Below are 14,379 nucleotides of genomic sequence, written 5' to 3' on the forward strand. Positions count from 1 at the left end.
GTTGTTGCCATGACTGAGGAAGATGAGGCAACAGTTAAGAGATTCTTCAAAGAAAAGGACTATGTCCGTTTGCAGCCAGAGAACTCTTCTCTAGCACCAATTATCCTACGAAATGTGTCCATCCTAGGAAAAGTTATTGGAGTATATCGTCATATTCATTAATAAAGTGAAAGCAAGCATCAAAGGATGCTTGCTTTTTTATAATTACAATGGCTCAAAGCTCCTTCTTCGACTAAACCAATGGGCCATGAGATTATTGAGATTTTTATTCACGAGTCTGAGATCGTTAATTGACTTATGACATGAGTGCTGCCTCATTTGCCTCCTTAACGTCATAAACAAGTTTTTATGACATCAGTAGCTTGGTGAAATGTATACTTCATGTCGTAAACGGACTTTTATGACCTCGAAACTTATATTACGATCAAGTTAAAGTCATAACCGTAACCCCACCATTAACAAACATACAAAAAACCCTCAACATTAAAGTGTTGAGGGTTTTCTTTAAACGGATTAATACATTGACATGTATTGCTCGCGCTCCCATGGATGTACTTGTGTACGGAACATATCCCACTCGATCTCTTTTGCTTCTACGAAGTGTTCGAAGATATGCTCTCCAAGAGCGTAAACCATTGTTTCGTCTGATTTTAAGTTATCTAAAGCAGCAGCAAGTGTAGCTGGTAGATCTTCGATACCTACAGCTTGACGCTCTTCTTTGTTCATAACGTAGATGTTGCGGTCAACTGGAGCTGGTGGTGTTAAAGAGTTCTTCACTCCGTCAAGACCTGCAGCAAGTAATACTGCCATTGCTAAGTAAGGGTTAGCAGCTGGGTCAACGCTACGTACTTCTACACGAGTGGAAATTCCACGAGATGCAGGGATACGGATTAGCGGTGAACGGTTTCTAGCAGACCATGCAACATAGCAAGGTGCTTCGTAACCAGGTACTAAACGCTTATAAGAGTTTACAGTTGGGTTCGTTACAGCTGTAAAGTTTGGTGCATGCTTAATGATACCAGCGATGAACTGACGAGCAGTGTCGCTTAGTTCTAAGTTTCCAGTTGGATCGAAGAATGCATTCTTGCCTTCTTTGAATAAAGAAACGTTACAGTGCATTCCAGAACCGTTTACTCCGAATAATGGCTTCGGCATGAATGTAGCATGTAGACCGTGCTTACGTGCAATTGTTTTAACAACAAGCTTGAACGTTTGGATTTGGTCACAAGCGCTTAATGCATCAGCATATTTGAAGTCGATTTCGTGTTGTCCTGGAGCTACCTCATGGTGAGATGCTTCAATTTCAAAGCCCATTTCTTCAAGCTCTAACACGATATCACGACGGCAGTTTTCACCAAGGTCTGTTGGAGCAAGGTCGAAGTATCCACCATTGTCGTTTAATTCAAGTGTAGGCTCTCCAGCTTGATCAAGCTTGAATAAGAAGAATTCTGGCTCAGGTCCAAGATTGAAATCAGAGAATCCTAAGTCTTGCATTTCTTTAATAATTCTTCTTAAGTTGTTACGTGGGTCACCAGCGAATGGAGTTCCATCTGGATTGTAGATGTCACAGATTAAACGTGCCACTTTACCTTTTTCAGCTGTCCAAGGGAAAACTACCCATGTGTCTAAGTCTGGATATAAGTACATGTCTGACTCTTCGATACGAACGAAACCTTCGATAGAAGAACCGTCAAACATCATTTTGTTGTCTAAAGCTTTTTCAAGCTGACTGATAGGAATCTCAACGTTTTTGATTGTTCCTAAGATGTCAGTGAATTGCAGACGAATAAACTTAACATTTTGTTCTTCTGCCATTCTTGTAATATCATCTCTTGTAAACTTAGCCATTTTGTTTCCTCCCTTGAATAGTAAATCTCTTTTTATTAGTGGAAAAAGCGTGACATATCACCTTGACGCAACGACGAACGATTAAAGCGGCCAGCTTGCATAAGCTCTGAGCGCAACATTTTACGTAACTCATCATCGGACAGATCACGTCTTGCTTTCTCTGCTTCCTTCACTATTTCTTCTGATAGCACCTGTTGCTCTTTCACAGAAAAAATTTGCTTAATTCCTGCAAGATTCACACCTTGCTCGATCAAATCTTTTATTTCTAAAAGCTGATCAATGTCATTCAAAGAAAACATTCTTCTGTTTCCCTCAGTTCTAGCCGGAGAGATCAATTGGTGCTCTTCATAATATCGAATTTGTCTTGCAGATAGTTCTGTAAGCTGCATCACAATTCCAATTGGAAATAATGGCATGGAACGACGGATATCACTTCCGCTCATTTGCTGTCCCTCCATTTCTTTCTTTCATATTCTTATTATATGAAATGTCAGTTTTTCTGTCAACATAATGTTAGTTTATATAACATGGATTTTTTGTAGAAAAAGAGAATTATTAAAACCCTCTGTATAATCTACTTAATTAAAATCAATTAGTTGTTTTTCAGCTAATCGGTTCAACGCGATCAGTATGGCCATTTTCACATGAGAATAGGTTAGTCCTCCCTGTACATAAGCAACATACGGTGGTCGTATTGGTCCATCGGCGCTTAATTCAATGCTAGCCCCTTGTATAAATGTTCCCGCAGCCATGATCACATCATCTTCATAACCAGGCATATAAGCCGGGTATGCCGTTACATGCGAGTTAATAGGAGAAGCAAATTGAATGGCTTGGCAAAAGGCAATCATTTTCTCTTTGTCATCGAATTGAACCGATTGAATCAAATCTGTCCGTTCTGCATCCCAGGCTGGATTTGTGTTCATTCCTAATCTGTCAAGCATGGCTGAGGTAAAAACAGCACCCTTTAATGCTTGTCCAACCACATGCGGTGCTAAAAAGAAGCCTTGGTACATTTCTTGAAGGCTATAAAGAGAGGCACCCGCTTCTGCTCCAATACCTGGTGAGGTCATCCTATAGGAGCATGCTTCTACATATTTTTCTTTCCCAACGATATACCCACCAGTTTTGGCAAGCCCCCCACCAGGGTTCTTAATTAAAGAGCCTGCCATCAAGTCAGCGCCTACATGGCAAGGCTCCATTAACTCTACAAATTCACCATAACAATTATCAACAAATACGACAACATCTTCTTTTATATTTTTAACAAATTCAATCATTTCTTTAATTTGATTGATGGTAAAAGATGGTCTGTTTGCATACCCTTTGGAACGTTGAATACCGATCATTTTTGTATTCGGCTTAATCATTGTTTTTACATGTTCGTAATTGACCTGTCCATCCTCTTTTAAATCAACACTTTGATAAGATATTCCAAATTCCTTTAAAGAACCTACACCATTCCCACGAATCCCTACAATTTCCTCCAATGTGTCATACGGTTTTCCTGTTATGTAAAGAAGCTCATCTCCGGGTCGTAATACACCAAATAAAGCAATTGAAATTGCATGAGTACCGGAGATGATTTGCGGACGTACAAGACCTGCTTCTCCACCAAACACATCGGCATAAATCTTCTCTAATGTATCCCTACCAATATCATCATAACCATATCCTGTTGAAGGGATAAAGTGAGAATCACTCACTTGATGGCGCTGATAGCTTTCTAGAACGCGAAACTGATTCGCTTCCACCGTCTCACCAATTTGTTTATGCTTCATAAAAATTTGCTCTTCGACCTGTCGAACGATCGGCTTTAATGCTTCCCCAAATGTGAAATGCTGATACATGTTGTTCTCCTAACTAAATACTGTATTGATTAATTTGACCTAATATTTGGTGATCGTTAAGTACATATCCTTTGCACAGATACATATCCTTTTCTTCCTCGAATGCTAGCTCCCTTAAAATCGTGTCATTTTTTAATTGAGCTAACAGTTTTCCTTCTGTGGAAGGAACCTCAACTTGGTAAAATTTCATTTCTGAAATAATCACCTGTTCTATTTTTTGCTTTAATAAATAGCGATCTTCCTCGCTAAATGCTGAAATCTGCAGCGTTTCTGTTTTGGCGGTTGGAACAAAGTCAGGATTTTTCATATCTCTTTTATTATATACGGTCAACTGAGGAATTTGTTGTATATCTAAATCCTCCAACAACTTATGTACCGTTTGTTCATGCTGATATGAATCCGCACTCGACATATCAACGACGTGTAAAAGAAGATCAGCTTCTCGTACTTCTTCTAATGTTGATCGAAAGGCAGCAATCAATGTCGTTGGTAGGTCTTGAATAAATCCAACCGTGTCTGTTAGTAACGTACTAAATCCGCTTGGAAGAATCATTTTTCTCGTCATCGGGTCAAGTGTGGCAAACAATTGATTTTCCTCAAACGAATCCGCTTCCGTTAAACGATTGAATAATGTCGATTTACCCGCATTCGTATACCCGACTAACGCCACTTGAAAGGCTTTATTCTTTTTCCGACGCTCACGATAACGATCACGATGCTGCACGATCACTTTGAGCTGTGCTTTAATATCATCAATTCTCCTTCTAATATGTCTCCGATCGGTCTCGAGTTGGGTTTCCCCCGGACCTCTCGTCCCAATTCCTGCACCAAGTCGTGAAAGTTGCGTTCCTTGCCCACCCAACCTCGGAAGAAGATATTGAAGCTGGGCCAATTCGACTTGAAGCTTCCCTTCTTTAGAACGTGCACGTTGGGCAAAAATATCCAAAATTAATTGAGTTCGATCAATGATTCTTGCTGAGATGTCTTTTGATAGATTTCGGACCTGACTCGGCGAAAGCTCATCATTAAATATGATAATATTTGCTTCCGTTTCCTCCTCTAATGCTCTCAACTCTTCAACTTTCCCTTTACCTATGTATGTAGATGGATGGATTCTGTCTCTTTTTTGAGATAATGTTGCTTGTACTGTACCTTTTGCGGTTTCCGTTAAAGAAGCTAGCTCCTCCATAGAATAGTGAAATCTTTCGTCATCCTCTACGGTTTGACAACCCACAAGAATCACCTTTTCATACTCATGCTTTTGCTCCAAGAAATCACCTCATCGTCCTTTTTTATATCATACCAAATATTCGTTTTTAATACTAATCCGCTACATAACGAAACAAAGCAGGCTACTTCTAGCCTGCCCCATTCTAGTCATCTTCTTCAAATATAAGATCATTGCTTCGTATCGTCATTAAATCATGCCGGTCGAAGTTACTTATCATTAACAATCTCATTGCCTGAGCTCGGATCGATTTTTCGAGAACATTTCTAACGTATCGCCCATTCGAGAAGCCAGCTGGGCTAAACGCTGATTTCACCCATATGAGATGCTCCCGAAGCTTCTTTTCTGCTTCATGGCTTAATGTGTATTCCTTTTCCTTTAGCATCCTCTGCCCAATTTCCATAAGTTGCTCAATGCTGTAATCTGGAAAATCGATGACAAGGGGAAACCGAGAATGTAATCCAGGATTGAGTGTGAGAAAATCATCCATTTCTCTCGAATAACCTGCCAATATTAGGATGAACTCATGCTGCTTATCCTCCATATGTTTGACGAGTGTGTCAATGGCTTCTTTACCAAAGTCCTTTTCTCCGCCTCTTCCAAGAGAGTAGGCTTCGTCAACAAATAGAATTCCCCCGAGCGCTTTCTTAACGAGGTCTCTTGTTTTTTGGGCAGTATGTCCGATGTATTCACCGACTAGATCGGCCCGTTCCGCTTCAATTAAATGACCTTTGGAAAGGACATTCATTCGCAGAAATAACTTCCCAATCAACCTAGCAACAGTAGTTTTCCCTGTTCCAGGATTTCCTTTAAACATCATATGGAGCGCTTGTTTCCCCGCTTTTAATCCAGCTTCTTCCCTTTTTTTGTTCACATATATCCATGCGTAAATTTCCTTTATCATTCGCTTCATTTCTTCCATTCCAACAAGCGCACCAAGTTCTTCCTCTATCTCCTTTAATGCTGCATGCTCTGGGGGAATGGCCTTTGGAGCCACATATGGTTCGGTAACAGTGGGTTTTCGTTTCTGAGAATTTAAGACAATGCTGATTTGTCCATTGTTTTTCATTCGAATTGGTTGGTCCAAAGCTTTCACCTCACATTATAAAACAGTATACGCGCTTGGTGCATGAATTGTGACAATAGCCTATTTTTAGTGTTATTTACTCCTCTGGCAGTAGCTCATGCTTTTCCCATTATTTAAGCGATTACTCTATATGTATTCAAAAAATTTTTTTTTAGAAATCAAAGACCCGCTTCCGTGAAGAAAGCGGGTCTTGAATGAAGTTCTATTATTGCTGCTGTGGTCCTTCTAAATCAATTTGAACATTGCGCAGTGGTGAAAAAGTAGAAATGGCATGCTTATATACAAGCTGTTGCTTCCCTTCACATTCAAATAGTATCGTAAAGTTATCAAAGCCTTTAATTTGTCCTCTTAATTGAAAGCCATTCAACAAAAACACCGTACAATTAGTACTGTCTTTGCGAAGTTGATTTAAAAATTGATCTTGGATATTAATGGCTTGCTTCATAATAAATCCTCCTCTTTTATCTCTATTTCATATGTATTCGATTTTATTTTTAGCTTTCCTTCAATATACGTAGAAATTTCAGTAATTTTTTTTTGAATCTGTTCCTCATTTGTCACATCTGTCATATCAAACCATGTAACATCCATTTTATTTCGGAACCATGTAAGCTGTCGTTTCGCGTATCGCCGAGAGTTCTGCTTTAATTGCTCGATTGTTATTTCAAGCGATTGTTCTTTTGAAAAATAATGAAACCACTCCTTATAACCAATGGCTTGCAAAGCCTGTGTATGCATCAGCCCACGGTCATATAGCTTTTTCACTTCTTCTTCTAGACCTTCTGTTATCATTTCATCTACTCTTGCATTAATACGATCATACAAGCGTTCACGTTCCATTGTTAAGCCAATGATAGAAACTTCATACAATGGTTCAATCACTTGCTCCGATTGTATTTCCGTTAACGTTTGTCCGGTTGTCAAAAAAACCTCTAATGCACGGATGACACGTCGAACATTATTCGGATGTATGCGATCCGCACTTACCGGATCTACTTGAGACAACTCTTTATGAAGAACTTCCACCCCATCTGTCTTCACTCGGTCTTCCAGCTGTTGTCTCAGTTCATCATTATTCGGAGCATCAGAAAATTGGTAATCATAGATGGCTGATTGAATGTACAGTCCCGTGCCACCAACTATCATTGGTAGCTTTCCTCTATTGGTGATATCCGTAATTTTCATGCGTACTAGCTCCTGAAACTCAGCTACTGAAAACGTCTCATCTGGATGCTTAATATCAATGAGATGATGAGTAATTCCTTCCATTTCTTCTTGCTTAATCTTGGCGGTTCCGATATCCATTTCTTTATATATTTGCATTGAGTCACCACTAATGATTTCACCATTAAATCTCTTCGCTAACTCAATACTCGTCCTCGTTTTCCCAACGGCTGTTGGTCCAATTAAGACGACGACTTTTTCCTTCTCCTGTATCATGCTGACACTGCCTTTACAAATTACTTTAGATGCATTGTAGTATAACATGGAACACCATTAACATAAAACTAGAAGCAGGTAAGCCTCTATGCATTATAACCAGATTTTTACCCGTTATACCTTTGTCATGCACTTCCAATTCTTTCTTTTTACATTACAATTATATAACGATTCGATAACAATCGACAGAGAACCCCCAAATTCGTGCTACTTTATATGAAGAGTGTAAAGAGACTTAAAATGAATTGGTGGGATAGATATGTTTGGAACGTTAGAGATTGGAATTGATTTAGGTACCGCAAACGTACTTGTATATAGTAAAAATAAAGGAATTGTCTTTAATGAGCCATCTGTTGTTGCACTAGATACTACAACGAATAAAATCGTAGCGGTAGGGCTAGAAGCAAAAGCAATGATCGGAAAAACGCCTGGTAAAATTACAGCGATTCGCCCTCTAAAAAACGGAGTTATTGCCGATTATGATATCACGTCTGAATTATTAAAGTACATTATTACAAAAGCTTCAACTAGAATGGGGTTAACGATTCGAAAACCTAATGTGGTCATTTGTACACCAGCTGGCTCTACCAGTGTGGACAAAAGAGCCATTCAGGATGCCGCAAAAAACGCAGGTGCCAAAAAAGTCTTTCTTATTGAAGAACCAGTGGCCGCTGCAATTGGAGCTGGACTTCCTGTGGATGAGCCTGTAGCCAATGTGGTAGTAGATATTGGCGGAGGTTCTACTGAAGTAGCGATTATTTCATTCGGAGGCGTCGTTGCCTGCCACTCTATTCGAATTGGCGGCGATCATTTGGATGACGATATTATTCAGTATGTAAGAAAAGAATATAATGTTCTAATTGGGGAGCGAACAGCCGAGCAAATTAAGATGGAAATCGGTTATGCCCTTGTGGACCACGAAAAAGAAGTGCTAGAAGTTCGCGGAAGAGACTTGCTAACTGGTTTACCAAAAACTATCGAACTACATTCCTACGAAGTTCGTGATGCTATTAAAGAATCACTGCTTCATATACTAGAAGCTGTTCGTGCTACGTTAGAAGACAGTCCAGCCGAATTAAGCGGTGATATAGTAGACCGAGGAGTCATTTTAACAGGTGGAGGCTCTCTACTAAAAGGCATGGAGCAGTGGCTAAGCGAGCAAATCTTCGTTCCCGTTCATTTAGCTAATGAACCGTTAGAATCAGTAGCGATTGGTACGGGTAGGGCACTTGATTATCTTCATAAGTTACCTTCTGTGGCAAGGTAACTTCCCCATAAGCTTCGAAGAAGTCCCACGGTTCTACCTTGGGACTTCTTCATTTTTAATAGTACCATCGACCTTTATTATCAAAAAGAGCTCCACCGAGCAACCCCGCACCAAACCCTAGTAATCCAGCACCGAGCGGACTAATCCCTCCACCATATCCCATTCCAGGACCACCACCATAACCTAAGCCGTATCCGCCTCCAAACCCAGGAGTAAATCCAGGCCCTCCGTAGGGAGAAGGATATCCATAGCCTGAATGACCGAAGCTTGGTGCTCCATAGCCAAAAAACGGACTATAATTGGAACCTCCGATACCGACCTTGCTTGGCACCTGATCTTCAAATCCATAGTATTTTGCATCAGGATATCCAAAACTATCAAATTGGGAAAACGGATTGTAGTTTGGATATCCACCAATATTCCCCATACCGAAAGGGAAAGGTCTTCTCATTCCTCGTTTCAATTGGCATTCCCCTTTTTCTTCTAAGTTGTATACATGATACTATATGTACTTATCCCAAAAAACGGGTATATATCTCGAATAATTAGGCATAAAAAAAGCCCCTAAGAAAAGGAGCTTTACTCAACATGCTTTTTTCTCATTCTGTTAAAGTAAATAAATATCGGAAGAGGAATGACAATAAAGCCTAAGCTTTTAATAATTTGGTTTTTGGCATTTTCTCTAATTCTCGATTTTTCATCTTCCACCACTTGTTCATAATCGGCGCGTAGCTCTTCCTCGCTTATTTGAGTGTCTCCACCTACCTTTTCGCTCTCTCGCATCATTTCGTAGTCAGAAAAACTCTGGTAATATCCTGCTGGGCTCACTAAGTCAGCAGTAGCCATAAATATGGAAATTCCACCACCGATGACCATCATTAAGGTTGCAAATAAAACTAAATATGTGTATAAGTGCCGTATCATGTTTTCTTCATCCTCCTTGTTTTTGTTTTTCGCAATATAAGCAATGGCAAAAATAACGATCACAACCGGAAGAATTGTCGTTAGCAATCCAAAAACAAACATTCATCCCCCCCCTTTCTACCTTCAATATATAGGATAAACGATGCGCATGCTATACAATTTGTTCGACACTTTTCTTATTTTTGCCCTTTTTGTGTAAAATTACTCCAATAACCAAAAAGAAAAACTAGATTCTATTGAACCCAGTTCTTACATTACACGTTTAAACATTTTTTCCATTTCATAGGTAGAATAATGAATAATAATTGGCCTTCCATGCGGACAGGTAAACGGATCTGAAGTAGATCGCAGCTCATCTAACAGGGCCTGGATTTCATCCTGCCGCAAATGATGGTTTGCTTTAATGGAGGCCTTACAGCTCATCATGATGGCCGCTTCTTCACGCAGTTTATGAATATCGACCTTTTTCATGTGTAAAAGCTGCTCAATCATTTCCTCCATAAGCTCTTTCTCTTCCCCTTTTGGGAGCCACTGTGGATGTGAGCGAAGAATAAAGCTGTTGTGTCCAAACGGCTCTAAGAACACACCCACTCTCTCTAACTCGTGTTGATGTTCCATAATCTTTAGCGCTTCATCAGTAGAATACTCTAGCGTTATCGGTACGAGTAACTCTTGGAGCTCACTTTGAACATCTCCCACCTTTTCACGGAAGTACTCATATTTGATTCTTTCCTGTGCCGCATGCTGATCAATAATATAAAGCCCTTTTTCATTTTGAGCTAGAATATACGTCCCATGCATTTGGCCGATTGGATAAAATGGAGGAACTCTTAATTTTGATTCTTGGAGGAGATCTGTTTCAGCTACGACTTCCTCTTCTATCTCAACCACCGTAACAGATTCCGTCCTAATAGGAGCAAGGGATTCTTCTTTTACCACGGAAACAGGTCTTTGAATAAGTTCTTCCACTCTTTCCGTTCTATTAGGTTCTCTTAATGTGGACTCTTTAAAAACAGCTCTCTCAACTGGGATCTCTTTTTCCACCACATGATCAAGCTCGAGAAAGGTTTGCTCCGATGGTGGCTTTTCTTTTTTCTCCTGTTGAATAAAACCTGAAGGAATAAGCTCTTGACTTTTAAATACCTTTTTAATCACGTCTGTAACGAGCTGGTTTAACTCTTGCTCCTTACTTAAACGCACTTCCATCTTAGACGGATGCACATTCACATCTACTAAAATGGGATCCATTTCGACTGACAATAAAACAATTGGATAACGGCCAATTGGTAATAATGTATGATAACCTTCCTGTACTGCTTTTACTAGAGGATAGTTTTTTATAAAACGCCCATTAATCATGGTAGATATATAGTTCCTTGAAGCCCTCGTAATCTCAGGAAGAGCAATCCAACCTGTTACCTTATAATCTAGTGAGGTAGCTGTAATAGGAACCATTTTCTTCACGATGTTTACTCCATAAATGGCAGCTAATACTTGACGGACATCACCGTTTCCAGTGGTGTGAAGGAGCTTTCGATCATTATGAATCAGGCGAAACGAAATTTCAGGATGACTTAGCGCAAGACGGTTCATAATATCGGTAATATTCCCAAGCTCCGTGTGAACGGTCTTCAAATATTTTAAGCGGGCAGGCGTGTTGAAGAAAAGGTCCGTAACAATAATGTCGGTTCCTTTTCTGGCAGCCGCTGCTTCATGAACCTGCAAAACTCCACCCTCAAACACGACTCTTGAACCAACCTCACCCGTTGATGTTTTCATTTCAAAACGACTTACCGAAGCGATACTTGGCAATGCTTCTCCACGAAACCCAAGTGTTCGGATTCGAAACAAATCCTCATCGTTTTTTATTTTACTAGTCGCGTGACGCTGAAACGCCATTAGTACATCTTCTTCCGAAATACCGTCACCGTTGTCGAGTATTCGAATTTTACCTAATCCCGCTTCCTCAACCTCTACTTCAATCACAGTACTACCTGCATCAATTGCATTTTCAACAAGTTCTTTTACAACAGATGCCGGTCGTTCAACCACTTCTCCGGCAGCAATTTTATTCGATAGTCGATCATCTAATTGAATGATTTTCCCCATCGTCTCACCTCCCTGAGATGTTTAGCTCTTTGCCTGCTTATGAAGATCAAATAAAACATTAAAAGCCTGCATAGGAGTCATTTCTAATATATTTAGCGATTTCAAAGACTCAAGTGTCTTCTTTTCCTTCGATGATAGGTTTGCTTTTGCTTCAATCTTTGGTTCATCAAAAAATGACAGTTGAGCATCTTCTGACACCTTATTCGTTACTACTTTCTTTTCTTCTTTGGCAGTTGTGTTGTCACCTGACTCTAATGCTTTTAAAATTTCATTCGCACGAGCAATCAGTTCCTTTGGTAGCTCCGCTAGTTCTGCCACGTGAATTCCGTAGCTCTTATCAGCTGCTCCCTCTTTGATTTTATGAAGGAACACCACTTTTCCATTTTGCTCAATCGCGCTTACATGGACGTTCTTTAACATCGGAAGCTGCTCTTCGAGAATGGTTAATTCATGGTAATGAGTCGAGAATAACGTTTTCGCCTCAATTCGTTCATGAATATACTCAATGATTGACTGTGCTAACGCCATTCCATCGTAGGTAGAGGTTCCTCGCCCGATTTCATCAAATAGAATTAAGCTATTTTTGGTTGCATTAACGATGGCGTTTTTTGCTTCAAGCATTTCCACCATAAACGTACTTTGTCCAGAAATTAAATCATCTGCTGCTCCAATTCTCGTAAACACTTGATCAAAGATTGGCAGCTTGGCCTCATCTGCCGGAACATAACAGCCAATCTGAGCAAGAATCGAAGTGAGCGCAATTTGTCTCATGTACGTACTTTTCCCTGACATATTCGGTCCAGTAATTAATAGAACTTCTCGCTCTTCCCCCATATGGCAGTCGTTTGGTACGTATTCCTGAGCATTCATAACCTTTTCAACAACCGGATGACGACCATTTTTAATCACCAATTGTCTGTCAGTAGTAAAGCTTGGCTTTGTGTAATGACGTGCTTCACTAATTTCTGCAAAACATTGCAGAACGTCCAGTTCACTTACGACCTTAGCCAATCTTTGTATATGTGGAATATATTCCTTTACGTACTCACGAATGGTTGTAAACAACTCATACTCAAGCTCTGTACTTTTTTCTTCCGCTTCTAAAATCAATGTCTCTTTTTCTTTTAAATCCGGTGTAATAAAGCGTTCAGCGTTTGCGAGTGTTTGCTTTCTTTCGTACTGACCTTCTTTTAATAAGGAAAGATTCGCACGAGTCACTTCAATATAATAACCAAACACACGGTTGTATCCGATTTTAAGCGATTTGATTCCCGTTTTCTCACGCTCTTCTTTTTCAAGCTCGGCAATCCACTGCTTTCCATTTCGACTCGCATAACGGTAGCGATCAAGTTCTTCATTGTACCCGTCGGAAATGATATTTCCCTCTTTAATTGAAAGCGGTGGATTGTCAACAATCGCTGTTTCTAATAAATCAGTTATTTCTTCGCATGGTTCAAGCTTGTCTGCTAAACGTTTCGTTGCTTCGTTTGGTAAATTCTCAACCATACTTTTTAATAACGGAATTTGTATAAGCGATTTTTTTAACTGTATGAGATCCCTTGCATTCACATTACCAAATGCAATCCGTCCTGCTAGGCGCTCTAGATCATAAACTTCCGTTAGCTTTTCACGGATTTCTTGGCGTTCAAAATAATAACTAACAAGCGTATCTACAACGGAATGGCGAAGCTCGATTTGTTGCTGATTGATAAGTGGACGATCGACCCATGACTTGAGCATTCTGCTTCCCATCGCCGTTTTTGTTTCATCCAGTAGCCATAGAAGAGACCCTTTTTTGCCTTTCGATCGAATCGTTTCTGTTAATTCGAGATTACGTTTCGAGTAATAATCTATTTTCATATATTGATCTACTGTATAAAACCGAACAGCCTGAAGATGATCAAGCGATCTTTTTTGTGTTCGATATAAGTAATTAAATAATCTTGCGGTCGTCTGCTTAAGCTCATCATTGGTTAAGTGTGACAAAAGAGCTTCAAACGAAGAATAACTTTGAATATCTTCTTCCATTGAAAGGGTCACTTGACCTCGCTCACGAATTTTTTTCTGCAGCTCATCCGAATGAGAAGCAGAAATGACGACCTCACGAGCACCAGATGTTGCCAGTTCATTTAGAACTTCATCCATGCTCTTTGTGATGGTTACTTGAGATTCCCCTGTAGTCAGATCACTCACCGCAAACCCATACTGATCATCGGAGAACTTAGAGATGGTCGCTAAATAATTGTTTTCTCTTTCATTCAGTCCTCTTCCTTCCATCATTGTTCCAGGAGTGATTAACTGAACTACCTCTCTCCGAACCACACCTTTTGCCTGCTTCGGATCTTCCGTTTGTTCACAAATCGCGACTTTAAATCCTTTTTCAATTAACTGTTCAATATATTGAGGAGCAGCATGGTAAGGAACCCCACACATAGGGATACGATCCAGAGACCCACCATCTCTGCTAGTTAATGTAATTTCTAGTACTTGTGAAGCCTTGACGGCATCATCAAAAAACATCTCGTAAAAATCCCCAAGACGAAAAAATAAAAAGGCATCCTGATACTCTGCCTTTACCTTTAAATATTGCTGTATCATCGGCGTATATGTAGCCATACAATCCTCC

At 39.9% G+C, this 14,379-nt stretch carries 13 protein-coding genes; 2 read left to right on the forward strand and 11 right to left on the reverse strand.

The annotated features are described in order from the left end of the window. The coding region (locus tag ACGLXV_RS20350) for a LexA family protein (RefSeq protein ID WP_391560188.1) at positions 1 to 162 on the forward strand (162 nt) is incomplete at its 5' end. A gap of 351 nt (positions 163 to 513) precedes the next feature. Here ACGLXV_RS20350 and glnA read toward each other — a convergent pair. The 7 genes from glnA to miaA all read right to left on the reverse strand — a co-directional run bounded on the left by glnA (position 514) and on the right by miaA (position 7,453). Beyond that, on the reverse strand, positions 514 to 1,848 hold the full coding sequence (gene glnA / locus ACGLXV_RS20355; RefSeq protein ID WP_119707627.1) for a type I glutamate--ammonia ligase: 1,335 nt from the start codon (positions 1,846 to 1,848) through the stop codon (positions 514 to 516). Between the two features lie 35 nt (positions 1,849 to 1,883). Next, a complete protein-coding gene (locus tag ACGLXV_RS20360; protein ID WP_119707626.1) occupies positions 1,884 to 2,291 on the reverse strand; it encodes a MerR family transcriptional regulator in 408 nt (135 codons plus the stop codon). 135 nt (positions 2,292 to 2,426) lie between these two features. Further along, positions 2,427 to 3,698, reverse strand: a complete 1,272-nt coding sequence (locus ACGLXV_RS20365) for a methionine gamma-lyase family protein (protein ID WP_391560118.1) — start codon at positions 3,696 to 3,698, stop codon at positions 2,427 to 2,429. Between the two features lie 13 nt (positions 3,699 to 3,711). Beyond that, positions 3,712 to 4,968 (reverse strand): GTPase HflX, encoded by a 1,257-nt coding sequence (gene hflX, locus ACGLXV_RS20370; RefSeq protein WP_119707624.1) that lies wholly within the window; start codon positions 4,966 to 4,968, stop codon positions 3,712 to 3,714. A gap of 103 nt (positions 4,969 to 5,071) precedes the next feature. After that, on the reverse strand, positions 5,072 to 6,013 hold the full coding sequence (gene spoVK / locus ACGLXV_RS20375; RefSeq protein WP_119707623.1) for a stage V sporulation protein K: 942 nt from the start codon (positions 6,011 to 6,013) through the stop codon (positions 5,072 to 5,074). A 205-nt stretch (positions 6,014 to 6,218) separates the two neighbouring features. Further along, positions 6,219 to 6,458: an RNA chaperone Hfq gene (gene hfq, locus ACGLXV_RS20380; RefSeq protein WP_119707622.1), complete on the reverse strand. Its 240-nt coding sequence runs from the start codon at positions 6,456 to 6,458 to the stop codon at positions 6,219 to 6,221. Next, the gene (gene miaA / locus ACGLXV_RS20385) at positions 6,455 to 7,453 is read right to left on the reverse strand and encodes a tRNA (adenosine(37)-N6)-dimethylallyltransferase MiaA (protein WP_391560119.1); all 999 of its coding nucleotides are present in this window, start codon (positions 7,451 to 7,453) and stop codon (positions 6,455 to 6,457) included. The genes hfq and miaA overlap by 4 nt, the downstream gene beginning before the upstream one ends. A gap of 259 nt (positions 7,454 to 7,712) precedes the next feature. Between miaA and mreBH the strand changes: the two genes are divergently transcribed. Then, the gene (gene mreBH, locus ACGLXV_RS20390; protein WP_119707621.1) at positions 7,713 to 8,720 is read left to right on the forward strand and encodes a rod-share determining protein MreBH; all 1,008 of its coding nucleotides are present in this window, start codon (positions 7,713 to 7,715) and stop codon (positions 8,718 to 8,720) included. A 55-nt stretch (positions 8,721 to 8,775) separates the two neighbouring features. On the opposite strand, the gene ACGLXV_RS20395 is transcribed toward mreBH, so the two are convergent. The 4 genes from ACGLXV_RS20395 to mutS form a co-directional block, all read right to left on the reverse strand. Beyond that, the gene (locus ACGLXV_RS20395) at positions 8,776 to 9,183 is read right to left on the reverse strand and encodes a hypothetical protein (RefSeq protein ID WP_391560120.1); all 408 of its coding nucleotides are present in this window, start codon (positions 9,181 to 9,183) and stop codon (positions 8,776 to 8,778) included. Positions 9,184 to 9,299: 116 nt separating this feature from the next. Then, a complete protein-coding gene (locus tag ACGLXV_RS20400) occupies positions 9,300 to 9,746 on the reverse strand; it encodes a hypothetical protein (RefSeq protein WP_391560121.1) in 447 nt (148 codons plus the stop codon). Between the two features lie 147 nt (positions 9,747 to 9,893). Beyond that, complete coding sequence (gene mutL, locus ACGLXV_RS20405) at positions 9,894 to 11,753, reverse strand: DNA mismatch repair endonuclease MutL (RefSeq protein WP_391560122.1); 1,860 nt, start codon at positions 11,751 to 11,753, stop codon at positions 9,894 to 9,896. Between the two features lie 21 nt (positions 11,754 to 11,774). After that, a complete protein-coding gene (gene mutS / locus ACGLXV_RS20410) occupies positions 11,775 to 14,369 on the reverse strand; it encodes a DNA mismatch repair protein MutS (protein WP_391560123.1) in 2,595 nt (864 codons plus the stop codon). Positions 14,370 to 14,379: the final 10 nt, after the last annotated feature.

Origin of the sequence: Robertmurraya sp., from assembly GCF_036676585.1 — a bacterium.
GTDB lineage: Bacteria > Bacillota > Bacilli > Bacillales > Cytobacillaceae > Robertmurraya_A.